General features: G+C 44.2%; 18 protein-coding genes and 1 pseudogene. 5 read left to right on the top strand and 14 right to left on the bottom strand.

The annotated features are described in order from the left end of the window. Positions 1–615: 615 nt before the first annotated feature. Genes M1K58_RS00095 through M1K58_RS00085 form a run of 3 tightly spaced genes read right to left on the bottom strand, consistent with a single transcriptional unit; the run spans position 616 to position 5,171 of the window. Positions 616–3,708 carry an AAA family ATPase gene (locus M1K58_RS00095; RefSeq protein ID WP_256756637.1) on the bottom strand — a complete coding sequence of 1,031 codons (3,093 nt, stop codon included), beginning with the start codon at positions 3,706–3,708 and terminating at the stop codon, positions 616–618. Then, on the bottom strand, positions 3,705–4,871 hold the full coding sequence (locus tag M1K58_RS00090; RefSeq protein WP_256756636.1) for an exonuclease SbcCD subunit D: 1,167 nt from the start codon (positions 4,869–4,871) through the stop codon (positions 3,705–3,707). The genes M1K58_RS00095 and M1K58_RS00090 overlap by 4 nt, the downstream gene beginning before the upstream one ends. A gap of 33 nt (positions 4,872–4,904) precedes the next feature. Further along, positions 4,905–5,171 (bottom strand): hypothetical protein, encoded by a 267-nt coding sequence (locus M1K58_RS00085; protein WP_256756635.1) that lies wholly within the window; start codon positions 5,169–5,171, stop codon positions 4,905–4,907. 139 nt (positions 5,172–5,310) lie between these two features. Here M1K58_RS00085 and yhbH point away from each other — a divergent pair, with 139 nt between their 5' ends. Together yhbH and M1K58_RS00075 are read left to right on the top strand one after the other, a co-directional pair. After that, positions 5,311–6,459, top strand: coding sequence for a sporulation protein YhbH (yhbH, locus tag M1K58_RS00080; RefSeq protein ID WP_256756634.1), 1,149 nt, complete (start codon positions 5,311–5,313; stop codon positions 6,457–6,459). A gap of 84 nt (positions 6,460–6,543) precedes the next feature. Continuing rightward, positions 6,544–6,714, top strand: coding sequence for a hypothetical protein (locus M1K58_RS00075; RefSeq protein WP_256756633.1), 171 nt, complete (start codon positions 6,544–6,546; stop codon positions 6,712–6,714). A 422-nt stretch (positions 6,715–7,136) separates the two neighbouring features. Here M1K58_RS00075 and M1K58_RS00070 read toward each other — a convergent pair whose 3' ends face one another. The 11 genes from M1K58_RS00070 to M1K58_RS00020 all read right to left on the bottom strand — a co-directional run bounded on the left by M1K58_RS00070 (position 7,137) and on the right by M1K58_RS00020 (position 24,995). Beyond that, positions 7,137–7,580, bottom strand: coding sequence for a hypothetical protein (locus tag M1K58_RS00070; protein WP_256756632.1), 444 nt, complete (start codon positions 7,578–7,580; stop codon positions 7,137–7,139). Next, positions 7,549–8,013 (bottom strand): hypothetical protein, encoded by a 465-nt coding sequence (locus M1K58_RS00065; RefSeq protein ID WP_256756631.1) that lies wholly within the window; start codon positions 8,011–8,013, stop codon positions 7,549–7,551. The genes M1K58_RS00070 and M1K58_RS00065 overlap by 32 nt, the downstream gene beginning before the upstream one ends. After that, positions 8,010–16,013 (bottom strand): discoidin domain-containing protein, encoded by an 8,004-nt coding sequence (locus tag M1K58_RS00060; RefSeq protein WP_256756630.1) that lies wholly within the window; start codon positions 16,011–16,013, stop codon positions 8,010–8,012. Before M1K58_RS00060 ends, M1K58_RS00065 begins: the two co-directional genes overlap by 4 nt. 64 nt (positions 16,014–16,077) lie before the next feature. Beyond that, on the bottom strand, positions 16,078–18,207 hold the full coding sequence (locus M1K58_RS00055; RefSeq protein WP_256756629.1) for an alpha-L-rhamnosidase C-terminal domain-containing protein: 2,130 nt from the start codon (positions 18,205–18,207) through the stop codon (positions 16,078–16,080). 16 nt (positions 18,208–18,223) lie between these two features. Continuing rightward, complete coding sequence (locus tag M1K58_RS00050; protein ID WP_256756628.1) at positions 18,224–18,544, bottom strand: L-rhamnose mutarotase; 321 nt, start codon at positions 18,542–18,544, stop codon at positions 18,224–18,226. Between the two features lie 27 nt (positions 18,545–18,571). Next, positions 18,572–19,735 carry a glycoside hydrolase family 99-like domain-containing protein gene (locus tag M1K58_RS00045; RefSeq protein ID WP_256756627.1) on the bottom strand — a complete coding sequence of 388 codons (1,164 nt, stop codon included), beginning with the start codon at positions 19,733–19,735 and terminating at the stop codon, positions 18,572–18,574. Between the two features lie 40 nt (positions 19,736–19,775). Further along, positions 19,776–20,558, bottom strand: a complete 783-nt coding sequence (locus tag M1K58_RS00040; RefSeq protein ID WP_256756626.1) for a carbohydrate ABC transporter permease — start codon at positions 20,556–20,558, stop codon at positions 19,776–19,778. Positions 20,559–20,571: 13 nt separating this feature from the next. Beyond that, complete coding sequence (locus M1K58_RS00035) at positions 20,572–21,441, bottom strand: carbohydrate ABC transporter permease (RefSeq protein ID WP_256756625.1); 870 nt, start codon at positions 21,439–21,441, stop codon at positions 20,572–20,574. Positions 21,442–21,511: 70 nt separating this feature from the next. Next, positions 21,512–22,852, bottom strand: a complete 1,341-nt coding sequence (locus M1K58_RS00030; RefSeq protein ID WP_256756624.1) for an ABC transporter substrate-binding protein — start codon at positions 22,850–22,852, stop codon at positions 21,512–21,514. A gap of 122 nt (positions 22,853–22,974) precedes the next feature. Then, positions 22,975–23,787 carry a phytanoyl-CoA dioxygenase family protein gene (locus M1K58_RS00025; RefSeq protein ID WP_256756623.1) on the bottom strand — a complete coding sequence of 271 codons (813 nt, stop codon included), beginning with the start codon at positions 23,785–23,787 and terminating at the stop codon, positions 22,975–22,977. A 170-nt stretch (positions 23,788–23,957) separates the two neighbouring features. After that, entirely contained in the window at positions 23,958–24,995 is a 1,038-nt protein-coding gene (locus M1K58_RS00020) for a LacI family DNA-binding transcriptional regulator (protein ID WP_256756622.1), read from the bottom strand. Positions 24,996–25,352: 357 nt separating this feature from the next. On the opposite strand from M1K58_RS00020, the gene M1K58_RS00015 reads away from it, so the two are divergent. The 3 genes and pseudogenes from M1K58_RS00015 to M1K58_RS00005 form a co-directional block, all read left to right on the top strand. After that, positions 25,353–25,679 (top strand): copper amine oxidase N-terminal domain-containing protein, encoded by a 327-nt coding sequence (locus M1K58_RS00015; protein ID WP_372339121.1) that lies wholly within the window; start codon positions 25,353–25,355, stop codon positions 25,677–25,679. 9 nt (positions 25,680–25,688) lie between these two features. Next, a complete protein-coding gene (locus M1K58_RS00010; protein ID WP_256756620.1) occupies positions 25,689–26,012 on the top strand; it encodes a hypothetical protein in 324 nt (107 codons plus the stop codon). A gap of 381 nt (positions 26,013–26,393) precedes the next feature. Next, positions 26,394–26,581: pseudogene (locus tag M1K58_RS00005) on the top strand (DUF444 family protein); the annotation flags it as partial.

Below are 26,581 nucleotides of genomic sequence, written 5' to 3'. Positions count from 1 at the left end.
AAATCGCTTGTCTGCTCGGTTCAGTGGCACCGAACTTCAGCCCGCAAAAGTAACCATTCTGCTCCTACAGTTCGGTGGCACCGAACTAAAGCTCGCGATTTGGCCTGTTGGCTCACCTTCTCTCAGTCGCAAAAGAACAAATTACTCTACGGGTGAAAAACCCCTTATCCTCAGCGTTATCCATAATTAATCTACATATGGTGAAGAATATAGTTGGCATAAACGGCTGGCGCCGTCCTTTCACGGCGTTCAACGCTTATGTCGGAGACCTATCAGAAAAGTATAGAGAATTAGTTACTACTTACGTTCCCTGTTGTAGGGAAAACGAAGGCAGTTTTTTGGCCTTCGCACCCGCCAAACTCAAATTCTCACTCTGCCAAGGCAGTTTTTTGGCCTTCGTACCCGCCAAACTCAAATTCTCGCTCTGCCAAGGCAGTTTTTTTGGCCTTCACATCATACTCAACATCATTGCTCTGCCAAGACAGTTTTTTGCAAGTGCGAGTTGCAAGCATGTTAGGGGGCACCTAAGTAGTAAAGAGAATTATATACTTTCTGATAGGTTAAAAAAGCCGCCCACATTGTCCCCTTGCGACAATGTGGGCGGCTAACTATATATTACTTCACTACAAATGTCGTGCGGCTGTGGCCTTCTTTCGTTTTGCTCACTTCAAGCACTGCAGGAAACGCCATCTTCAGCTCCTGAACGTGTGAGATTACGCCAATCATTCGTCCAGCTCTCTGAAGATCGATCAACGTTGCGATCGCTTTGTTCAATGAATCCTCGTCCAATGAACCAAATCCCTCATCGATGAACATCATCTCAATGGAGATGCCACCCTGATGAGCTTGGATAACATCGGTCATGCCGAGCGCGAGGCATAGGGAAGCATTAAATTTCTCCCCACCAGACATCGACTTCACATCACGATTCTGACCAGTATAGGCGTCGTATACATCCAGCCCGAGACCACTTTGCTTGCCTCTCGTCTCCAGACGATCGCTACGCTCCAGCTTGAATTGTCCGTTGGAAAGATCGTTAAGTCTTGCATTCGCCGCATGGAGAATTTGCTCCAAAAACTCAATTAGGATGTAGCGCTCGAATGAGATTTTTAGCGCATTGTCACCTTTCAGCATTTGATAGATGTCGGCCACCTGTTGCTGCTTCAGCTCTAATTCACGGAATTGCTCAGCCGCCTTCTCAATCGCGGCCAATAGACGTTGGGCTTCCTGCTTGTAGTTATTTACAGCGTGAAGCTCAGTGGTAATACGTTCAAGCTGTCCCTTCAATTCCGTAATAGCTTCCTGAATAGTTACCGGAATCGGTCGTGATTGACCGATTAATTCCCGTTCCAGCTCAGTGATCTGATGAAGAAGTGAGGCTAGCTTTGACTTAAATTCCTCGATAAGTCGACTTCGATTGTTCCTATCGACTTCAGGAAGCTTAGCGGACTGATAAGCTTCCGTTGTTGCGATGCCGGATCTAGCCAATTCATCAACAAATCGACGTTGGACTTGTTCATTCAGCTTCGTAGCCTCTTCTAGCTGGCTTGATGCTTGCACAGCATTTGTCTTCTCTTCGATAAGACGAGCTTGCAGGTGTTGCAGCTGCTGTTGAGCTTCCTGCCAAGCTGTATTCAGCTTGTTCATATATGCTGTCTGTTCGCTAATTCGCGACGCAAGCTGATTGGGCTGCCTTAATTCTTCCGGAATTCTACTAAGCTCATTATCAAGCACAGACTGCTTAGTGCTTCTGTCTAATGAAAGCTGGTGCTGTTGTGCAAGCAGTTGTTCCCGTTCGGCTTGGAGCTTGTCCAATTGGAGCTCAAGCTTCTCGCCTTCAATCCGATAGGATTGTACGCTATCCACTTGCTGCTTCAATCGATCAGTCTCTATTCGCAGCAGCTTGCCTTCCGATTCAGAACGTGCCAGCTGCTCCGCGAAAGGATCGCCGTTAATTCCGTACTCGGCAATCAGATCTTCTCTCTCATCCCTTCCATTACTAGCCGCAGCGGCTTGCGCCTTCGCTTCATTAAGCTCCTGATCCGCTTGCCGGAGTGTATCCTTCGCAGCTTGCAGGCCTTCTCTGGAGGGAACGTTCGCTACCGCTATCGCCTTATCCGGATGCTCTTCGCTACCGCACACCGGACATGGCTTACCATCATGAAGATGAGCCGCCAACAAACCGGCTTGCCCTTCCAACCATAGAGACTCTAGCTGATCATGCTCTGCTCGTAATCGCTGAGTGATCCGTGCTTGTTCTGCCTCATGCTTAGAGAATTCAGCCAAACGCTTATCCAAATCCGCTAATTCCTTAAGCAGCTTATATTTGTTCTTCATCTGTTCATACTGCTGCAGCTTATCCGGAAGCTTCCCCACTTCCGCCTCCGCCAGCTTCAACTGCTCAGCCTTGCTACGCTTCTCCTCACGCAATACACCTAGCTGCTGCTCGATTGCCTCGCGCCTAGCTGATATCAGTCGCTCCTCCGCCGCAAGCTGCTCGACCGCAACCTTACGCTCTTCGAGCGTCTGCACGATCGGCTTAAGCTCGGCCAGCCGAGCCAGCTCACGATCGGCTTCCTTCCGCTCCGCGTCGCGTGACTCCTCGACTCGGAACCGCTCCTCGGCGACAACATGTCCGCGCTCCGCTTCCGCCACATCCTGAAGCTTACGCTCGTGTTGACTCTGCTTCAGCACCAGCTGTCGCGAAGCCGCTAACGCTTGCTCCTCGTAAGGCTCGATCCTGGCTGCTTGTTCCGCCAGTCGGACAATCCGCTCACTCTCGGTGATCTCAACCTTCCGCGCCTCCAGCTGCTCCAGCTGTGCCCGCTTCTCCTCGAGCTGCGCAAACCTACCTTCCAGTGCAAGTGCCTCGTGAAGCGCCACCTCTTGAATGCGTAAACGCTCGGCTAAACCTACTTTGTTAAGAGTAATTTCTGAAGCCTGCCCCTCATAGTAAGCAATCTCATGAGCTAACCCTTCTGTCACCTGTGACATACTGCTATATTCCTGCTGCAAAGTCATCGTCAACAAGCTTTCCTCACGCTGCGGCAAGGATTCCCGAGCTTGTTGCGCATACACATCCTGCAATCCCTTTGCTTGTTTAAGCGAATCCTGCAGCTCGCGATGCTGACGCTGAAACCGATCCTCAAGCTGCTGATACAAGCCTGTACGGAAAATCCGACGGAGGATTTCCTCTTTATTTTCGGTGTCGGACGTTAGAAGCTTACGGAATTCTCCTTGCGGCAGCATAACAATCTGACTGAATTGCTCCCTCGTCAAACCGATGACCGCTTCCATTCTCGCATTCACATCCGACACCGTAAACCGATCTATACAGGGCACCTCTGTGCCAGTGGTCGTCTCATATAACTCCGCCTTGCCGCCTGTTTCATTCTTATTGGACCCTCTACGGTGCGCCATCTGGCGATAGACACGATAAGTTCGCGAACCGACAGAGAAATGATAATCCACAGCGGTGTGTACTTCATCCTCGGCAAAGTGGCTCCTAAGCATTCTTGGCTCAGCCCGATCTTCTCCACTGGCGCTGCCGTATAAGGCAAAACAAATCGCATCAAATATCGTCGTTTTACCCGCTCCTGTGTTTCCGGAAATAACAAATAAGCGCCGATCCTCCAGCAAGCTGAAATCGATCGTTTCCGTATCGCGATATGGACCGAAAGCGGTCATGCTCAATCGAATAGGTTTCATTTGGCTTCCCCTTCCTCGCGTAGCACAGCCGCGTAAGTTTCCGCGAACAGCTGCTGCTTATGTTCGGTGAGGGGAATACCCTTCACTTCCTGGTAGAAAGCGGCAAATAGTGCAACTGGATCAGCTTCGCGCCTCTTCACAATTCCCCCCGTTGCTCCATCTGCATCCGAAGAAATCGTAGGCGTTACCTTACGTTCGACATGCAAGGCATTCGGGTACACCGCACGTACCTTCTCCATCGGAAATAAAATAGGGTTATCGTTTACTAGCGTTACGAATACATAATCTTCACTTATCGCGTGCTTCTCAATTTCCTCGATTGGAGCAACAATACGTCTCATGTCACGAAGCGGCTTTAGCTCTTTCTTGTCCACAGTCACGTTACCTAATCCATCTATATCCACGACGAGAAAACCCTTATTATGAGTTTCCTCAGATATCGAATACTTCAGTAGAGATCCTGCATAACGAATGGTCTCGTCAGAGACATGATGAGCCTGATGTAGATGACCAAGCGCGGTATAATGAAAAGCTTTGAAGTATTCCGAGTGGACATATTCCGCCCCACCAATGGATAAAGGACGTTCAGATTGACTCGTATTTTCTTCGGGTCTCGCTCCTGGTGTCACGAATGCATGTCCAATAAAGACATGTCGTGCTGCTGGGTTCTTATCCGCCTCAATCCGTTCCACAATTGCCCTCATCGCATCGTCGTGGGAGCGAATCTCCTCATTCTCGAAAACAAATCGAACTTGAGCAGGATCTGCATACGGCACAAGATGGAAATGAACTTCACCATATTCGTCGCTAAGCACAACTGGCTTGTGCGTCTTCTTCAATTGGCCAACCAAATGCAGCCCTCTTGCTTCCATAATAGAAGTACCGAAATTAAGCCGATCCGGACTGTCGTGATTGCCTGAAATCGCTAATAGAGGTGTATTCAGCTTCATCACGATTTTCTCGAACATCTCATCCAGCAATTCTACTGCCTCTGTCGGTGGAATCGCGCGATCATAGAGATCACCAGCGATGACAACCGCATCAGGACGTTCCCTCTCCACTGTCTCTATCAATTGCTGGAGCACATAGCGCTGGTCCTCCGTCATATATACGCCTTGCACCAGTTTTCCTAGATGCCAATCAGCGGTATGTATAAATTTCATGAGGCCCAATTCCTCTCTATTTTTATTCCGATTTTAGTCCGAAGATTTGATTCCGATGGTCAGCTTCACTTTACTTTTGATCTCAGTATTGTTTTCGCTCTTCCCTTGACGCTCTTCGTACATAGCACGTAGCCACTTTTTAACGGGTGCTTTCCATAGCTGATCTTTCGCCGGAATATTTTTAATAAGGCTAAGCGGATTAAGTCCCATTTCCTTAGCGATACGGATATCTTCGTCATTTAGCTTACACAGTACTTTTGCTTCTTTCCATTGCTCAGCTTTCTTATCTTTATTCGTCATGCTTGTTCGAACCCCTTATTCTTAATTTGCTTAATCATAGCATAAGATTGTCCGCGATTTACACACACATCGTTTAGCAGAACTTGAATATATTGATTAATACGTATCTTATCAAAATTGAAGCGATTGGGGGTTGCCCATGAATCATCCCTCGTTTATTTTGTCCAGAGAAGATTGGTCACTTCATCGTAAAGGCTATCAGGATCAAGCACGCCATCAGCAGAAAGTCCGCGACGCGATTAAGCAAAACCTGCCCGACCTCATCTCCGAAGAAAACATTGTCATGTCCGATGGGCGCCAAATTATAAAGATACCGATTCGCAGTCTCGATGAATATCACTTCGTGTATAACACAAATAAGAAAAAGCATGTCGGCCAAGGCAACGGTGACAGTCAGGTTGGAGACGTGATCGGAGTCGACCCTAAGCCTGCTGGCGGCAAAGGTGACGGTGCGGGATCAGAGCCAGGAGACGACGTGGTCGAAGCGGAGATTTCCATTGCCGAACTGGAGACCATGCTGTTCGAGGAGCTTGAGCTACCCTACTTAAAGAAGAAAGAAAAGGAACAGATCGAAGTGAAGGACGTTCGCTTCACCGATGTACGGCGTAAAGGCATTATGTCTAACATCGACAAGAAACGAACGATTCTCGAAAATCTACGACGTAACTCGCGGGATGGAAAGTCCGAAATTGGGGGCATTTCACCTGACGACCTTCGTTTCAAAACTTGGGAGGAAATTGTAAAGCCGCAGAACAACGCGGTTATATTGGCGATGATGGATACATCCGGATCGATGGGAAGCTTTGAAAAATATTGTGCACGTTCCTTCTTCTTCTGGATGAATCGCTTCTTAAGACACCAGTATGAGAAAGTGGATATCGTGTTCATTGCCCATCATACCGAAGCTAAAGAGGTAACGGAAGAGGAATTTTTTACCCGAGGGGAAAGCGGAGGTACAATCTGCTCGTCCGCCTATGTGAAAGCTTTGGAAATCATCGATTCGCGGTATCCGCCATCGCTATACAACATTTATCCATTTCACTTCTCGGACGGGGACAACCTGACGAGCGACAATGAGCGTTGCGTGAGATTGATTAAGGAATTATTGGAGCGCTCGAATATTTTCGGCTACGGAGAAGTTAACCAATATAATAGAAGCAGTACGTTAATGTCGGCCTATAAGCATCTGGAGCATTCACAGTTTCTGTACCATGTCATTAAGGAAAAAGCCGAGATTTATCAAGCTTTGAAGACTTTCTTTAAGAAGCGCGACCCGGTCATGGGGTAAAATGAATTCGATCGTCCCCATAATGGAAACGATCGCTTCTTCCTTTCTTTCATTCCTTGAAAATAAGTTGCGGAGATGACGTCGATGACTTTAAGTAAGGTAGCTCGAAACTTCACTGTCGGCTTGATCATATCTCTTCTCGCGATTGGTCTATTGCCGTTTTTGTTTATTTACTTTTTGTCCGACATAAATGGATTAACGGAAATCGATGCAACACCTGTTGTGACGCTCATTAGAAAATTAACTAATATATAACAATTTCATCACTTTAGCAATTGATATTCCTAATCGTCTTCTATCAAAGGTCTTTTCTATATGTTGACACTACACATTCAACATGGCTATTCTGTGGAACATTACTACAAGCTACTAAAGCTGAACATAATGATGATGACAGCGAAGATATACTTTCTTCAATATAATCATATTCACCGTTTTTTGCTGCTTTATTGGCAATAAACCTGGCCTTTTTCATTAGCCCCCATCCCATTGCTTCGGCCACGCAAAACAGGGGATATTCCAAGGTCCTTCGACCTGATGGAATATCCCCTATGCTTGGCGTTCAGTATTATACACCGCTTACTTTACCAATTCCAGCACTCTGAGCAGTAGAGTAACTGCCTCAGCTCGGCTTGATGTTCCTTCAGGAACGATCTTGTTATTGCCTCTTCCGGAAATCAGTCCGAGACGGCGAATACCGCTAATTTCGTAAAGTGATCGACTTCAACTGTAATTTTATTGCCGTCGACCACGCCTCCGATTTCAATCCATTGTTTCTTAGATTCGTCATAGGCGAATATGGAAGCTTTACGATCCTTTCCAAGCTTGCTTGGATCAAAGGATAAAGTAACCGTAGCTGGTTTATCGACTTCTCCCGTTAGGTTGCTCGATACCTCGTAGACGGAACTTAGCAATGTTTCTTGATCACTAACAAGGGTGCTTGTGTCTGTCACTTTGTTAATGGTCAAGTGAAGTCCATTGTTTGTTTTATCCAAGCTAACCGATCCCGCTTGTCCAAGTGCAAGGGTGATGTCCCTATCTTCCTTGACTGTATCTGGTACTGAAGTGTTTGGCGGTGTTACCGGCGGGTTAGTTACTGTTGCCCTGACCCATGTTTCCAACTACAACGTTTTGAGTGTATATCCCACTAGCCGGGGTTGTATTGGTTTCTTTCACTCGAACTTCGATCTTATCCCCTGCAACGAGCGCCGGAGATGCCGATGTCTTTTGCGCTGCCCCTGTTCCCGAGGTCCATACTTGCTTTTCTGCATTAGACCCGCTAAGGATTCTGAACTCTAAGGCAGTGCCAATCGTAATCATTGTTTGATCTACTGCTGCATCTATAGTTGGTTGGGTGATCGTTACATCTGCTGCAGTCGGTGTTGTTGGTACGGTTGGTGTGGTTTCTTCATTATCTATGGATTCCTGCAGAGCGGCAATCGTTGATTGAATGCTGGCGAACGAGTCTAAAACTTGCTTCGGATAATCCTTCAGCCACTGAATCAGCGTTGTTCTATGATCTTGATTTCCTTTTCCGGTATCAAGCAAATTCACGGCGCTTTCAACAAGCTCATTGTATCCACAAACCGATCTTCCGTTGACACGTTATTGTAAACCTCAAATTTAGTAATGGCATATCCGAAATAATTGCCCAAAACCTTAGTTCTCTTGACGCCTTGAAACTTGACATAGCGGGCGGTCAATGTTTCAAAATTAATTGTGCTCGTTCCGCCCGTACTAGTGAGAATCGCGTTTTGTCCATTAACGTTTATCCAGTTCACGTTATCTGCAGATACGAGTATTTGATATTGCTCGGCGTAGGCATCTCTCCATTGAATCATGACTTTATTAATTTCCCTTTGCTTACCAAGATCCACGGCCAACCAGGCTGAATCCGGATTTGGAAGGAAGTAATCGGAGGACCAGAACGTCCCATCAAGACCGTCAACCGCCTTTTCTGCGCTAGCACTGTCCACTTCCGCTCCAGAAGAACTCACGGATTTGCCCAACGCCAAATCGCCTTGGAATTCAGGAACAAAAGATTTATTCCATGCGATCACATTGTCTAGAACTCCGATGAACGAATTTGATTTACTGCCAATCGTCTGAGTAGGTAGCACAAAAGATTGGAATGGCAATCCAGACAGAGTTTGTATGAATTCATTGCCGTTCACATACAACGTTGTCGTAGAACTACTTCCGGTGATTAGCAAATGCGTCCACTTGTTGTCTGGAACCTGATAGTTAAAGACGCTATGATAGTGCTCTTTGGAGAATCCAAGCTTGCCGGTATTACCCTGCTTCAGCTTCAATGCGCCTTGAGGCGACTCCAGGATGACCGCATCGTTAGGATTATTAGCATCCGGCTTGATCCACAAGGACAACGTCCAACCGAAGCCAACCGCCTCGACAGGCGTTTCGATATAGCTTGTTCCGCCATTGAAGCGTACACCTTGCTCAACTTTGCCCTTGACAAGCGAGACGTTCGTTCCCGTTCCGTCACGTCCTTCGCCGGATGTATCTTTCAAGCTTCCGTCGAACAAGTACTCGATCACTTTGCCATCGCTATTGCCGACATTGACAGTATGGCTCCAATTTGTCTGAGGCGCCTCGCCAATTGCAGCAGCTCTAGATTTAAAGGCGTCATAATTAGCGTCCTCGCGCACACCTGTCCACATTTTCTCTGACAGCACTTGAACGGCTGGTAATATCCGAACATGGGAATCTTCCATCGATAACCACTTCGAGTCCGAAACATCGTTCCACAGTGCGAACTTGCTACCGAGCAATTTAGGATGTCCATATGGGAGCGTGGAACTAATCCATCTAGTCGGTTCCCAAAACCAATAGAGATATCCCGAATCCAGGTAATCTCTTGCTGTCGGTATGAGGTACAGATAGTCGTCCTGTACATTGACAATATCGTAGCCTTGATTGATCGCGCTTCGGGGATCCTGCGCCGGTTCATGCCATACGTCCATGATGACATCTTTTCTGACCGGCGTCTGTCCGTTGTATAAATCCAGACCTCCCCAGAAATGCGACTTCTTTCCTTTGCTATTGATATGTCCGATCAAAGTGTTCATATACGCCCTGAAGATTTCAATGTCCGCTTGCGTCTTAACGTGGTATTCATCTGTTCCAATGTGCACATCAGGTCCGATGAACGTCGGATTGCTGCCATCCAAATATTCATCGAACAGGCTTAATACGAAGTCCACTGTCGACTGTTTGGTAATATCGAGTTCGCTTTCACTGCCCAAGTTCGGATTGTAAGTGTTGAAGACGCGTGAATGTCCCGGTGTATCGATTTCCGGAATAATATTGACGCCATAGGCTTGGCCAAGCAATTGAAGGTCTCTGAACTCGCTTTTGGAATACGAGCCGTTTTCGCTTGCTAGACCGGGAAACTTCTCACTTTCCAATCGAAATGCCGAACTTTTGCCATTTGCGAAGTCTCCTCCCCAATTATCGTCGTTCAAATGAATTTGGAACGTATTCATTTTGTACCACGCCAGTTGCTTTACATAATCTCTCAAAAATTCGATCGTATAAAATTTGCGGGCTACGTCAATCATGAATCCGCGAATCTGATACTTCGGATAATCGTGCGAGATGCCTTTCGGAAGAATGTGCTTATGCGTTCCATCCTGTTTCAAAATCTGCAGTACGCTTCTAGTCCCGTATAAGACGCCAATTGAATCCGATGAATGAATAGAAACAAAATCGGACACATCAAGCACGTAGCCTTCCTTACCCAAGTGAGCTACTGAGTCGACCAAGCTTAAGTAAAGATCGCCAGTACGTGGAACGTCGTACACAATGTCAAGATCATACGGACTGATCGCGCGCAAATCCGCTTTCGTTTCCGTCGCTATTTGGCGCAGGACATCCTTATCCACTGGATTAACAACGATTCGCGAATCCTTAGTCAGGACAAAATCCCCTGTTCGTCCGTACCACTCCCTGAGAGACGGGATGACGCTCGGTTCTTTGTTTAAAGTGGCTGACTGAATATATTGACCTGGAACGGTGACAAGAACATTGCCGGACACACCTTTCTTCTGAGTCACTATATCCACGACCTCAAATAGAAGATTGACTTTCGCATCTACCAGAGGACGATGAATGTTACCTTCAATATCGATTACCGGAAGCCTATCGCTGCCGTACAAGACAATCTTGAAGCCGTCTGGCACATCCGGAAGAATGATTTTTGATTGACCGGCATTAATCGGAGGTACTGAAGTAATTTGATCTGCGATTTGCTGAACCTGATTTTTTTCAATTGGCAATCGGTAAACTTCAAATTCTTTTATCGCATATCCGAAAAGATTACCGTTTACAGGTGCTCTCTCCACCCCCTGAAATTTGACGTATCTGGCTTCAACAGCGCTGAAATTGATCATTTCTTCTGCGCCTCGACCTGTAATGACCACATCGGCTCCGTTGACATTCGTCCAGGTGACAGCGTCCTTGGAAACGAGCAACTGATAACGCTTCGCGTACGCGTCCCTCCATTTGATGACAATGCTTTGAATCGACTGCACGCTCTCCAGATCGACGTACCACCAAGCTTGGTCTGGATTCTGAGTGTTATCCAAATAATCGGAAGACCAAAACGTTCCGATATTGCCATCATTGGCCATTGGTGCATCGACATAATAAACCTCGGCGCCAGAAGAGAATGCTGGCTTATTCAGCGCTAAGTTATTATTTACCGGAGGGTTTTGTTGCTCAATATAGACTTCAAATTCTTGAATGGCATATCCGAAGCGATTTCCATCAATAGTTGTGCGCTCCACACCCTGGAATTTAATGAATCTAGCGCTAATTGGATCGAAGTTAACAACATCGCTTCCTTTATTGCCCAACAGAGTTTCATTTTGTCCCTTTACGTTGCTCCACTCTGTACCATCGATCGAGACAAGAATCTGATATTTCTTGGCGTACGCGTCCCTCCATTTGATGACAACGCTTTGAATCGACTGCATGCTCTTCAGATCGACGTACCACCATGCTTGGTCTGGATTCTGAGTGTTATCCAAATAATCGGAAGACCAAAACGTTCCGGTATTGCCATCATTGGCCATTGGTGCATCGACATAATAAACCTCGGCGCCAGAAGAGAATGCTGGCTTATTCAGCGCCAGATTCTCCCCACCGCTTGGAGCAGCAGAAAATACTGTAATTGTTGCTGTTCCTGTTTTACCTGAGTCAACGGTTGATGTTGCTGTTATCGTATATGCACCTGGTACTGCATCGGCCGCTACCGATACTAATCCACTTGCATTTACCGTTACTTTAGAATTGCTGTCATTACTGGTCCAAGTTACAGTTTGTGCTGCTCCTCCCACCACGACTACAGTAAGCGTTAGCTGCTGAGTTGCTCCTTGCACCACACTCGCTGACATTGGACTTATGCTTACACTTGTTACTGAGGGTGTTGCTGCTACTGCTGTCCAGATCGCATAGAATGTTGTAGCCCCGCTACCCATCTTTAATGCGCCTGCTGTAGTTGCCGCAGCACTTGTATTCCAACCCACAAATGTCAATCCTGCTGCTGTTGGTGGCGTTGGTGTTGCTACTGTTGCTCCCGCTACATAAAGCATAGCATCAGTTGGTGCTGTTCCTGGTTTACCATTCAGGTCAAATGTTACTGCATACGTTGGTGCTGTTACTTCAAAAGCGTCTATATCTTGATAATAATCCAAAGAACTAGCATTCTTATCAGAAGTCACAACAATCTTAATGGTATGCTCACCATTGATCAACCGTTTATTTTCATACAGAACCTGCTGCAATTGCTGACTTGTTGCGTAGGTGTCCACTGTTGCCCGGTATTCATCATCAATATATACTTTGGCTATTCCATGGTCTGCATTTTGGGATCCTATCCACCGGATTCCCGTTCCTGTGAAGGAATATTCAGCAGTTGCATTATTTGCATTGGAATAATGGGTTGTGCCTGTATAATAACCGTCTATCATTGTGTTAATCCAACCGGAATAGTTGATCCCACTATCTCCATCATCCACACGAGACCATTGTAAAATCTTCGGACCCGTGTTTTCTTGTGGTGTTTCAAAAGCATCTAAATCTTGATAATATCCAAGAGAATTAGCATTCTTAGTAGCAGTCACAACAATCTTAATCGTATGCTCATCATCGTCCAACATGTTGTTTTCATATAGAATCTGCTGTAGTTGCTGATTTGCTGAGTAGGTGTCTACTGTTGTCTGGTATACATCATCAATAAAAACATCGGCTTTTCCACGGTCTGCATTTTTAGACCCTATCCACCGGATGCCCGTTCCTGTGAACGTATATTCTGCATATGCACCATTTATATTGGAATAATGCAACGTTCCGTTATGATAACCGCCATCGGTTGCTATATCCCAACCGGAATAGCTGATCCTACTATCTCCATCATCCACACGAAACCATGGTGCATTCACGGTTACTGTGCTTGTTGCTAATTTTGCCCCGTCCGTCGTCGTTACAGTAATGGTTGTTGTTCCTACTGCAACTGCGGTAACTATACCGTAGCTGTCAACAGTTGCAACTGCTGTATTGCTTGAACTCCATGTAACCGATCTGTCTGTTGCGTTAGTTGGATACACCATTGCTGATAAGGCTTGTGGTTCTCCGCCTAGTGTAAAGGTTAATGTCTGGTTATCCAGCGTCACATCCTCTACTTTTATCGCTTGTTTATATTCAAAAGCATCTACGTCTTGATAATACCCGACAGAACTAGCATTCTTAGTATCAGTCACAACAACCTTTATGGTATGCTCGCCGTTGACCAACCGTCTGTTTTCATACAGAACCTGCTGATATTTCGGAGTTGCTGCATAGGTGTCCACTGTTGTCTGATATACATTATCAATATAAATATCGGCTTTTCCACGGTCTGCATTCTTGGATCCTATCCATCGGATGCCTATACCTGTGAATGTGTATTGTGCATCTGCACCATTGACATTAGAATAATGCAACGTTCCGTTATGATAACCGCCATCGGATCCAATATCCCAACCGGAATAGCTGATCCCACCATCTTGATCATCCACGCGAGACCATTGTAATGACTCCTGTGTTATCTCCACATCTGGGTTTGTAAGCTCCACAGTATACGTCCCACTGCTGCCAATACCCATTTCAATGCTTCCATCAGCGTCGGCGGTCTTAGCAAAATCCACTACGTTCAGATTTACATTATATTCACTTCCGTTTGGTGTCTGGTTCAGCCATTTGACAACGATATATGAAGTATTGGCTGGCATCGAAGGAATGGTTACGGTGTACTTGTTAAGTCCAAGGTACTCTACCTGAATATCTACTCCACGGAAATTATATTTTACTTTAGAGCCAACCATATCATTTGAGATGAAAGGAGCAATAGTCAATCTATCATAATCCGGTTGAAAACCGTAGCCATAGTGATAGAGTCCCCATGCTAATCCCGCTGTAGACGGGAAACATGAATTATCCTGTGCTCCAATTCCGGCTCTATTGTACCAAGAAGAACACCAATAGTTGCTTAATGGTTTATCCAGCCAATTATTCGTATATTCATATAAAGCATCTCTGTCTCTTGCTGCAACGAATACGGCATAACCGTCCCCTGCTGAACTTCCATACATACCTCCATCCGTACCTAAATGAGTGTAGTCTGATAAATTGTTTATATTCCCTAAATCCTTAACATTATTGACCAAAGCGGAAACATTATTGTCTTTTAATTCTTTTAAATAACCTTTGCTCATTTCCTGTCTTCTTGTAAGGCTCAACAAGTTAGACTTCAAAGCTGCGCCCATAGCCGGCAGGTAATGTGTTTCTGCAGTCGTCGTGCTTAATATGACGGTTTTCGCAGTAGGCAGCCAAGCTCCTCCATCAGCCTTATCTAAATTGAAACTAGTCTGTAGTGTGTCTGCAATCGCATCATAGCTGTCTGCCTTAGCTGTGTCACTAAATACATTTCTCTCCAGAACAGCCCATTTGCGAAGGGCATCATACAACATTGCTGATGTGTAGCCGTTGGGTTGTCCGATAGCGGAATTGTCGTTCTGTCCATGCCAATAAGCGATCTCCCAATATTCATTGGAATGTAGAATGCCTGCATGAGAAGAATAAGCTACATTCACAAGTTTTGTTGTTGGATTGCTGTAAGTTGCAAGCTCGTAATCCAAAGCTTTCTCAACTGAAGTTTTAAAATCATTCAACCATGCGGTATCACCTGATAAATAATACGCATTGATTACACTTAGGACATAGCCTGTCTCATTATCGGAATTATTACTGCCCCAAGTATTTTCATTTGGAAAGCCAGGTGCGCCAGGCGAACCGTTCAAGAGATGGCCATCAGCATGCTGCTGACCTGTGCGCATATCAGTCAAACCTGCTTTAAAAGCATTGATTGCCTTGTCCTTATTAAGCTGAAATGTGTCCACCTGCTGGGTTAAATAATGCTCCTCTGCGGGTATTGATTCAAATCTGGTGTTTTTCCCTTCCGTATATCCCCCGTGATTCCTGTCATTCATTATCCATCTTCCATAATCATTAATGAACTTGGACAGGGCAGTTTCTGAAAAACCTTCAATGGTTCCCAAGTCATAGTAAGTATCATAATTATCGGGGGTAAACGTTAATTCGGACCATACATTAATTCCGTCCGTTACGCTGACAGGGTTGTAAAGCCATGTCCCATCCGTACTACCATGCCCTGCCGTACCTCCGATTGCGTTGAAACTTGGGTCCTGTCTAAAGTATCCTTTCGGTTGGCCATTTGCATATGCTACCCCGCCTGAAGCAATAACAGTGTAAAATCGCATTTGACCATTCGGCAACCTCTGCAACAGCGTGTTTTCTCCTCTTTCAGTGTCTGAAAAACTACTGGTGCCATCAATTTTAAGTGCAATACTATTTGACGTATTAAGTATGGAGTAGCTTATCTGTTCCATACCGAGTCTCATGCTTGTTCTATTGGAACTTCCCATCGACAACCAATTAGACACCGTTGGGCCAGTTATAGGATAGTTTCCTCCCGATTCATTCCAACGAATGTTGTCCACGATGTCCTGTCCAAAATGAACCATAGGTGTACCCTGTTGGGTAACCGCATAGCTCCCATTATACGTACGGCTTAACTTGTAAATGACGCTGTCATCATTTACGGTAAATGTCCATGTTTCATCGGCAACCGGAGTAGTAAATGTTGCCGTTATGACATTTGAGGAAACGCTTACATTTGGAGGGTTCGTCAAGCTTTCTGATGTCACCCACGTGCCATTATTGTTTACAGCAGAAAAAATCCCATCAACTCCAAGCATTTCAATATTGCTCTGTTTGTATGAAGTAATAATTGCCTTGTTGTTGTAATTAAATTTCATTTCATAGCCTGTACCGCTCATTGTGACAACCTTATTGGTAATGTCGTTGTTGATCGTCGATGCTGCATGCACCTTCACTGAAGGTACTCCCACAATAGCAACTGAAGCAAGCAAGCAAAAAGATATTCCAAATGCTAGTATTTTTCGTATACTCTTCATTTAAGATTCCTCCATTGTCGTAATTTTCACTAAACGTCTCATGCCCTAAGTAGCTTGTATAGAACTACAAGTGAACTCCTTGCGGCAATTGAATATGGGCATCCATTCGACCGTCCTGATTTAATTTCCAGTCGACATAAATAGCGCCTTGTGGCGTATTAACGGTACCTTTGCATTCAGTCATTAACCCTATAGAATGAGGAATAAATTTTATTGCTGTATAACCCGGCTCTAAGGGAATCACACCCAGCACATACCTACTTACCCATTGTATTGGAGTGCTGGACCAACTGTGGCAAAGACTCATACGGTATGAGCTGTAATTAATATAAGTTGTTAACGAATGGTGAAAATCGGATGAAGGTTCTAGCGTTACACCTTCCCAGAATGTCGTAGCATCCTCCTCTAGCATTCGACCCCATACCAAGGAAATGGCTTCCCATGCTTTATCGAACAAATCAAACCGAGCGCAGCATTCCGCGAACCAATACGCCGACATAGGTGTGATAGGATCCGTTATTGAATAATGGAGTAAAAAGTTCTTTGCTTCTCTCTCCCCAACATAACCTCCTACAATTCCAAACAACGCGGTAATTAAAGAATCAGATGTGATGAATCTGCTTTCATTTATAGACGGAACCTTCCAATCTATTAACAACTCCAGCTCAGGGATATGTTTATTAATCAGGTTTAACTTGGATATTGTTATAGCCAAAACAGCATGCAGCATGATCCACTCATCTGCTTCTTCAATAGGTGCCCAATCGGAAAAAATCAAGGTTCTTTCTTTAAAGAATCCTGTTTCTTTATCCAAACTGTCTTCAATCCATTGAACCTGTTTAATAATATCGTCTTTTATTTGCAGAACAAATGCCTGGTCAGCGGTATGCAAATAGTATTCCCATATCGTATTGATCCACCACAAAGTGTAAGTGACCGTGCCGTTCATCCAATGTCCGTAAGGGGTATGTCCCAACTCAACTATGGATCGCTTTAGCACGGAAAAATCATCCCAAAGCACATAATCCGCTTTTGCTGCCATATAGAAATCGTAAGCCCAGTTTAACCGGTCCCTCTTTATACCATCCCATAAGCCGATTTGATGGCAAATTTCATTGGTATGCTTGGAAACTTCGTAGATTTGATCCATCAAAGTTAGATCGCTTTGCACAAATCCCACCTGGTTCATAGCCACTCCGACGGATTCAAATTGTATCTCTAAATCTATCTGTTCACCCACTTCACCCATGATAAAAAGCCTGACATATCGCATACCTTGAGACAAGGTAGTAAAAGAAGAACCGGCTTGAACCTCAAATACTTCCGAAATAGCACCATTATAGTGTTCAAGTTCAACTAATGATTCCGCTCCATTCCATAAGACCAGTATGGCAGCATCCGTCCGATTATAGGTTCGGAAACGAACATTATATTCTCTTAACAAATCGATCGTCATTTGCGGAGCCCCAAAGAGATCTATATCCTTCTGCAATGAACGTGTTTTTTGCCATTCCCTCTGCTTGCGCACGTGGTAGAATATGTCTTTCGTTGTTCTTTCCGGTATCCGTAATTCGCTAGTCAATGTATGTATCCCAAGACTCCCCGATACATGAAAACCTTGTTCCTCCCTTACCGTTTGCAGAGCTGAAAGCGAAATAACCCGAAAGTCCGAAATCGGACTTGTTCTAACATCTCTAAACCCGCCGGCAACAAACCAGTCCGGGCTATTCTCCAGATCGCCATAAGGTTCTTCTCCAAGTAAGCAAACCATAACGGCATTGGACTGATCCGATACCCAGGATTCATCGGTGGGCAACCAAAATTGTTTGCCTTGGAGAAAACCAATACAACCAACAAGTCGTTCTCCTAAATGTATGCTTGCAGGTTCAATCGGCATGGATTCAAGACATTGGATTCGAAACAATATCTCGTGTTGCCCGGACTTTAACTGATTGGGAAAACCATCTATTCTGGTAAATGAACATATATTTTGCGTTTTTTCGCTCATTCTGCCGATCTCTTCCCCATCAAGCTCTACCAACAAACTACCTGTTAATGCAACGTGCAGCTCCACTTCCTGAACATCATGAGCAAGAGTAAAGCTTTTGCTTAAAATAATTTCTTTTTTATTGATTCTGTCCTGATGCCATATCCATTGCGGGAGATCAAAGAAATCTTCACGATTTTCTTTCATAGACCCTTCCTCCTACCTAATCCAGATGAAATACTTCTCTAAGCGGCTTCATATTCGGTTTATCATCCTGCGGGTCTACTAAGTCCATGTGTGGTGTCATAATGATATCCCATGCTTCACTTGCATCATTGTTTCTAACATAACTCCAGGCATTCTCTATATCTTCGCATTCCAGATAAGCAAATAAATCTGTGCCGTCCATAAAAATCGAATAATTTTGAATACCTGCTTCCTTCAGAGCTTGAATCAGCTCAGGTATTACGTGTTCATGATGATATATATAATCTTGTTCGTGGCCTGACTTAACGCGTAGTCGGAAACCATATCTCCGAAGCATGATGTCACTCTCCTTCAATATCTGTTCCTATTTCTTCGAGACTGTTATTCCTGTAAAGACCCGTTTTAATGCTTGTAGATACTCGATTCCATACCTTTCATCAGGTAATAAATAACTGCCTTCCGTCCATTCGTTCCAAGCGTTAATGTACACCACTTTATGTTCTGCTGGCTGACGCAATGCGAAATCGCGTGCCCGAATGGCTGCTTTCTCGAAGTTTTCCGGCGTATTGTTCTCGACAATTGGATACCAGGGATAGCCTTGCATGATCTCACCATGGCCTTCGAATTGCTCACCGCGGGGGGAAGAATCCCAACCTTGCGTCAGTATTGGATAGTAAGGTATGGAAAGATCTTTCGCCATTTTGTTCCAATGGGCTTCTCCAAGATCCAAGCTCTTAAGGTAATCTTGTCGTTTGGGTGAGCGTAGGTCGAAGACACTTTGCGGGTCACAGATATCTGTAGCATAAGTTGGGTCCCAAATCGTCTGGTAGTTAGATGCGCTCAAGATCCCTAGCTCCTTGAGTTGATTCTGCACAGTGCGGTAATCACCCATCGCATTCCAATGAATACTGGGCAATCCAAGATGAATGAGTCTCTCGCCCATCCGGTCAATAAGTCGTTTAGCGCCTTCCCCGCCAATGCTCGCAACCATATGATCCAAATTGTAAATCGTTACTACGGGCTTACCATCAATTGTCCATATTTGTGGATGACTAAAATATTTGCCAATCCATTCTTCAATTACATTATCCATACTCACAGTGTCATAGACACTCGGAAATAGTAGGGATGATTCTTTCGTTCGGGGCATTGGGAATATATGCTTCCAATCATGATTGGCCCACATTATCCCAAATTTAATTCTCTTGTTATTTGATGCCTTTAATAGCGCTTCATCTAAAGGACGATTCAAGAAGGGTGCATTTTCATACCAATACCAATCTACATGAAATACAGTTACTCCATGGTCAGCAGCTAAATCGATTTGTTTCTCTGCGTATTCCAAGCTAGCTTCGTCAAAATATCCCCAACTGGGTATACGTGGTTGATAGTGTCCTTCGTAGAGAGGCTTTGCATTCTTCACAAGCTCCCATTCCGTCCAATTTTGTCCGTGAATTTTATCATTCTTAACTTCTGCATGCCAGCTAGGGAAATATATTGCGGCTACATCAAATTTTTTAAAAGTCATAGTATTCTCTCCCGGATTATGTTTTGTGATTGCTATATCTCTAAGACTTTACGGCCCCGGCTGTAAGGCCCTCCTTAAACACACGTTGAAACAAGATATAAATGATAAGCAGAGGCAGTTGAATAAGAACCAGCGCAGCAAACAATCCTGGTATATCTGTGTAGAAATTTACTTGAAATTTAATTGGAATTGTCGTTACCATCTGCATGCTCTCTTTACGCATAAACAGCTTGGCGAATAGAAACTCGTTCCAACTTCCCAGAAATGTAAACACAGTTACGATCATAACTACTGGTTTGGCTAATGGTGCATAAATTCGAAAAAAAGCTTGATATACATTGCATCCGTCCACCAGCGCAGATTCAAGCAACTCTTTCGGCAGCTGATCCATAAACCCCCTCATTAAGACTAGAGCGAAGGGCGATAAGAGAGCCGTATATGGGAAAATTAATGCTAAATAATTGTTAGTCCAACCTAGACCTTTGACGATCTGGACGACCGGAACCGCAATGGATATTCCCGGAATAGCTAAAGACATAAGAAGAATCAAAAAAAGAATATTTTTACCTGAAAATGTAATCTTAGAGAAAGCAAATGCAGCAGGTAATGCAACGGCAATAACTAAGAGAACTGTTGATACAGTCACGATTCCACTATTTATCATGTTCTGACCTAAATTGATTTTCGTCAACGCATTATAATAATTTCCGAATCCTTTATTCTGTAACGAGGTTTGAAGCAAATAATAGAGCGGCAAAGAAAATAAACCTACTGTTACTAATAGGAGTGAATTACGGAGCACCTCTATACCACGATTCTTCATGCTATCCCCCTCCCTAATTTTGAATATTTCTTGACAATCGCATTTGGATGATTGTTATGACAACAGCCAATACAATAAGAAAACTGCCAATTGCTGAGCCAAATCCCTGTTCATAACTATCGAAAGTGCGAGTAAACATGTAAGTAGACAACATTTCCGTAGAATGCATAGGACCACCACGGGTTAATAAGTACACGATATCAAAAATTTTCAAAGCACTGATGACACTAATAATGGTCAGCGAGAAATGGGTGTCTCTTAGCATAGGCCAGACAACTCTGGTAATGGTTTGAACTCTGTTAGCACCATCTATGCGTGATGCCTCTATGACTTCAAGAGAAAGCGAAGTCATGGCAGATACGTAGACGGACATACTAAATCCTGTTCCCATCCAAATCACGACAGCGATTACCGAAAATAAAGCGATATTTGGGTTTGCTGTCCAGCTCATGGCCAATTGGTCTAGACCAATATTTCTAAGAATGGTGTTGATTAAACCGTCGTTAAAAGCCAAAATATTGTTAAAAATATTGGAAACTACAATAGCAGTCAAAATGACTGGTATAAAGATAATTGTTTTGAAAACCGTGAAAAGCTTAGAATTTCGTCGCATAATATAAGCTAATAAGAAACCAAGAAGCATCTGAATAGTTATAACGAGTACACATAATACAAGAAAATTTCTGAGTGATTGATAAAACAGAGGGTCATAAAACATGCTCTTGTAATTGTCGAAACCAATAAACTTTTTTATTGGATCAATCCCATTCCATTCATAGAAGCTGATATGGAATGTGTAAAGTAGTGGGTATAATAGGAATACAAAAAAGAATATTAATATCGGTGCCACAAAGACAAATGCTGTGTATCGATTCTTATGCAAAATAACATCAACTCCCTATAGAAAGAAACAGGAAAGGGAGGACACCTCCCTTTCACAAGGTTCATCCAACTTACTTACTTGAATCAATCACGTCTTGAACCTGCTTAGCAGCATTAGCGGAAGACAAATTCCCATAGGCAACCTTAGTGAGAACATCGTATAACTTCTCGGTTACTTTAGGATCGGCAACTCCTCTTGGTAATGTTCCATTGTCCTTCACAATTTGATTAATCGTTTCGTTAACCTGCTTCTGGTTCGGTGTCAGCTGAATACTTGGTCCCATAGCAGGATCTGTAAAGGGAGGTGTGACGAGAGCCCGATCAATTTGCAATTGCGCGCCTATTCCTGTATTCATGAACTTAATGAATTCCCATGCGGCATCTTTGTTCTTACTTTTCTTGTAAATGCCTATTCCACCTACAGTATTTAGGAGCGGTGCACGTTTGCCATCGCCATTGAGATCAGGGAACGACATTACTCCCCATTCCACTGCATCAACTTTTGCCTTTAAATCGTTGTTACTAAATATATCTTGATTCCACGCACCGTTACTTTGGAAAGCACCAACTTGCTTATCAACAAATGAATTATACACATCCATATATTGAGTCATGCTGAACGTATCATCTTGGAATATCTTGTCATCAAATAATTTTTTCCAAGTATCAAATGCCTTTACAATTTCTGGGTCGTTAAAAGGAATTTTCTTAGCAAAGGCATCGTATTGCTTCCCAGGGGCAACGTCATTAAGTATTTCTTGGAATGTATCGAGAACAATCCAAGAATCCTTCGCACCAAGAAGTAAAGGTTGCAGACCATTCTTACGTAACATATCTGATGCAGCCTTCAACTCATCGTATGTTTCCGGCACTTTTATCCCGTATTTATCCAATAAGTTTTTGTTGTACCAAATTAGGCCGCCTGGGCTACTAAAGCCAGGAAAACCAACGATTTTACCGTTAATAGACACATCAGACACTGGTCCTGCAAGGAACTTCCCTTTCCAGTCATTGTTATAATCCTTCTCAAAATATTGATCTAAAGGTTCCAAGTTACTTTCTAAAGCTCCCATTGAAGTTGGAGAATCGAATGGGATTATATCGGGTGCATCACCTGTTGCAATTGCTGTCTTCAATGATGTCATAAATTCAGGGAAATTCGTATGGTAATTGGCAATAACGGTAATTTCCGTATGTGTTTTTTCAAACTCTACGATCATCTTATCCGTAATGGTCTTGTCTGCCCAAGTTTCAAAATTAAGGGTGACCTGTTCTTTTTTTATGTCTGTTGTAGATGGAGTGTTTGAAGGTGACTGTGATGATTCAGTCGTATTGCCTTTACCACAGGCAACCATTAGGGAAGCCCATAGAATCGTAACCGTAACTAATAGAGCTATTTTTTTGATGTTCATATCAACACTACCTCTCTAAGTTTTTTTAGTGAATCCCCTTGAAAATAAATGATAAACACTATTCCAAATTTACATTTTACTCACCTCTTCCATAGACTCGAAAACGATTCATATTTAAATGACTAAAAAACGGATTTAACACTTAGTTTGGCCAGAACCGGGTTACGCGGGCCGCAGATCGAATCGCCGATCTGAAGCCCGTAAGAATCGGTTACATGCGTGGATTTGCCGTCAAACTTTGTACCATCCGGCATGTAAATAACTGCAAGCACTCGACGTGGGTTGGAGGTACGGTTAGCATGAGCAAAATGGAAAGTCAACCCATCATGGAACGTACAGCTTCCTGCCTTCATTCGAACGATAACCGGTTTTTCGTCGTCGATATGCGTACCCTTAGAGAGCTCGAATATGTCTATCGGTTCGAGAAAATCGATGGAGGCGACCTTTCCGAGCTTGTGCGATCTAGGCATGAATACCATGCAGCCGTTGTTTTCATTCACATCATCTAAAGCGAGCCACATAGAAAGTGCACCGGACTCCTTCATAGGCCAAAACGGAAAATCCTGATGCCACGGCGTTTCTTTGGAATCTCCTGGCATTTTGTAGAGCGCGTGATCGTGATATAGTCGGATCGAAGGTACCCCGGTTAGCAATTGCGCCATCTGCGCAAAGTTCTCGGATAGACTGTATTTGGCCATTCCTGCATGATCTCGCCAAACATCTACCTTCTGATTTAGTACCTTGTAATAGGATCCTCCTTCCTTGTCGGTATGAATACCATGTCCGTTTGTCTGCGTCATTACCTCCTCGAGATAAATGCGCAGTTCTGACAACTCATCGGATGTAAGAACATTGTCAATCTGCACAAAGCCGTATTCCCGATAAAATTCGATTTGCTCTTTAGTAACCAATTCATACGCCGATATTTTCGTCACGCTATTCCGCTCCTTTTATCGTGTTCAAAAGACGTTATCACCGATTTCCACTTCTACCTCGTAATGCATCGTTCCCCAAAGATCAAGAACACATCATACGCAGCTTCAATACCAAGATGACATTAAGTTGTCTTTTGGAAAACGATTCATTTTTTCAAAAAAAAGATTTACTATTTAGAAAACCGATTGAATTCAAATTCATCCTTGGCGCTGAAGTCTGTGGAATGTCGAATCACTAGAGAAGTAGGGAATTTCTCATTCACAACATCCTTGCACTCCTGTTTTATGATGGCGTCGATGATCCGAACCGCTTTTGCCGTCATTTCATATACAGGGACTCTTACCGAAGACAAGCTAGGCGTGACCATCGTCGACAACGGTACATCATCATAACCCATTACCGCGATATCTTCCGGTATTTTTACGTTGCGGCCTTCCAGATATTTCAACACACCGATTGACAAAGAATCGTTGGCACCGACGATAGCCGTCGGCAATGGAAATCGCTTCAACAAATGCTGTACACTGTGAAATCCATCCGCGATTTGAAAGTCTTCACTGGGTACTACGAGATTAGGATCATATTCAATACCTGCCTCTTCTAATGCTAGTTGATACCCTGCCAGGCGCTGCTGACCTGTTTCCAAATTCATCCCTGCAGTGATATATCCAATCCTCCGGTGCCCAATCGATGTTAAATGGGAAACAGCTTGGTACATCCCGTGCTTATCGTCTACATTAACTGAATGAATAGCCGTTCCCGGGAAACACCTCTTAAAAGAAACGACAGGCACTTTCTTCGCGATTAGGTATAGTTCTTCAAGAACTTCATCATCCCAGCCATAGGTCGAGACGATAAGCCCGTCAATGCCGCGCATGACCAATTCACGGATTTCTTGAACCGAAAATTGCGGTTCTGTAGAATAAAGAATCGGTACAAAACCGAAGTTGCGCAATTCAATGGATACACCGCGAAAAAATTCAACGAAATAAGGGTCATTTGTAAACGGTACCATAACTGCGATCTGGTTAGTCATCTTAGTACGGAGGCTGCGGGCTACCATATTAGGATTATAATTTAGTTCGTCAATCGCTTTTTCAACTAATCTTTTCATTCTAGGAGATACACCTGGGCTTCCGTTAAGCACTTTGGATACGGAACCATTGGATACCCCCGCAAACCGGGCCACATCTTTTAATTGTACCACCTCTACACCTCCGGAAAACGATTCATTTCATATTTGAAATATATTACCTATTTCAAAACATGTCAAGAACAAAATACTGCTGGGTAGCTCACTACGCAATTTCCGGAAGCATAGTCCCTTGCACATAATCACCTTTAAGCCGATTCCACGAGGAAACCGTAATTTCGGGCTCCGGCAGTAAAATCTTATGAAAGACGATTGGATCGTTTCCATCCGCCACTTCGTGGAGTAAACTGCGACCGCGAGCTATCCCTCGCGCATCTTACTCGCACTTGCTGGATGAGCGTCTCATCGTTAACCGCCAAGTTCAAGACGGAGACCGGTTTAAACCTTCTCGATTTTAAGTAAACCACCTAAATCAAAAAGGCGCGCCGCCTGCTCCAAGAAAACGAAACGATGGTCCCCATCCGATTCGTCAGCGAAGCGCTGGGCGCCGAAGTCACATGGGATGGCAAGAAGAGATCCGTAACGATCGTAAAAGATGACAATCGGATCGAGCTTGTCATCGACCAAAAAGAAGCGATAGTGAACTGCCGTCGTACGTCAATGGATTCACAGACCATCATCCGTAACGCCATCACGCTTGTGCCGGTTCGTTTTGTCAACGAAAACCTGAACATGAAAGTATTTTTCGATAACGGGGAGATTGTCATTACCGATGCCAAGGAGCAATTAGAAGAGTAAGGAGTGGATGTGCATCATTCTAGTTGGGATGCTGGTGCTTACGGGTTGCGAAAGCAACAGATCATCGCAAGAAGATTCACAGACTTCACCTACACCAAAAGACAATACAATTCAACGAACATTGAACCCACACACAAGGAATGGATGCGTCGAGACGGTTTGTTGATACCCGAAAGCAAGGCGCGCGATGCTATTCAGCAATTATCTGCCCCACCTGCCGGACTGTGGCTGGTTTCGAGGTTCCTTCCTCTGCTTTCGTCTGCTTCTTGCAACCAAGAAATAGCAATCAGTCTGCCTCGTAAGGCTGTACCGATCGTAAGAAGAAGGATGTAACAGGATGTAACACACCTCCTAAGCAATCGGATAAAGCAGCGTCGTTCTCTTTAGACGCTTAACTAGCAACTTGCCCGCATACCATTGCCAGCAACAACGCCGGCACCGAAGACGACCAATATAAATGTTAGATAAAAAAACGAAGATCTCAGCCTGCTTAGCTTAACATGAGATCTTCGTGTATTTGGAGCTAGTAAATGTGGCTCCTTATATTACTCCCTTACCAGCAACACACAGCACTCCACATGCCCCGTATGCGGGAACAAACCACCTTAGGATGTAATCTGTTACAAACACAAAACCCTGGTACAATGACTTTCCAATTCCGTTTAGATTGTTCTCGACTTGATTTTAAGTTGGTGTTTTCTTATAGTTAATTATGACACACCCAGCTCGATGGGAAGCTTTGAAAAATATTGTGCACGTTCCTTCTTCTTCTGGATGAATCGCTTCTTAAGACACCAGTATGAGAAAGTGGATATCGTGTTCATTGCCCATCATACCGAAGCTAAAGAGGTAACGGAAGAGGAATTTTTTACCCGAGGGGAAAGCGGAGGTACAATCTGCTC

Origin of the sequence: Cohnella sp. WQ 127256 (assembly GCF_024519285.1) — a bacterium.
Classification (GTDB): domain Bacteria; phylum Bacillota; class Bacilli; order Paenibacillales; family Paenibacillaceae; genus Cohnella.
The sequence above is the reverse complement of the archived record's forward strand: the minus strand, read 5'-3'. Positions and strand labels throughout refer to the sequence as shown.

Coding starts and splice junctions, on each gene's coding strand:
- M1K58_RS00095 (WP_256756637.1), bottom strand. CDS start 3,708: ATGAAACCTATTCGATTGAGCATGACCGCTTTCGGTCCATATCGCGAT.
- M1K58_RS00090 (WP_256756636.1), bottom strand. CDS start 4,871: ATGAAATTTATACATACCGCTGATTGGCATCTAGGAAAACTGGTGCAA.
- M1K58_RS00085 (WP_256756635.1), bottom strand. CDS start 5,171: ATGACGAATAAAGATAAGAAAGCTGAGCAATGGAAAGAAGCAAAAGTA.
- yhbH (WP_256756634.1), top strand. CDS start 5,311: ATGAATCATCCCTCGTTTATTTTGTCCAGAGAAGATTGGTCACTTCAT.
- M1K58_RS00075 (WP_256756633.1), top strand. CDS start 6,544: ATGACTTTAAGTAAGGTAGCTCGAAACTTCACTGTCGGCTTGATCATA.
- M1K58_RS00060 (WP_256756630.1), bottom strand. CDS start 16,013: ATGAAGAGTATACGAAAAATACTAGCATTTGGAATATCTTTTTGCTTG.
- M1K58_RS00055 (WP_256756629.1), bottom strand. CDS start 18,207: ATGAAAGAAAATCGTGAAGATTTCTTTGATCTCCCGCAATGGATATGG.
- M1K58_RS00050 (WP_256756628.1), bottom strand. CDS start 18,544: ATGCTTCGGAGATATGGTTTCCGACTACGCGTTAAGTCAGGCCACGAA.
- M1K58_RS00045 (WP_256756627.1), bottom strand. CDS start 19,735: ATGACTTTTAAAAAATTTGATGTAGCCGCAATATATTTCCCTAGCTGG.
- M1K58_RS00040 (WP_256756626.1), bottom strand. CDS start 20,558: ATGAAGAATCGTGGTATAGAGGTGCTCCGTAATTCACTCCTATTAGTA.
- M1K58_RS00030 (WP_256756624.1), bottom strand. CDS start 22,852: ATGAACATCAAAAAAATAGCTCTATTAGTTACGGTTACGATTCTATGG.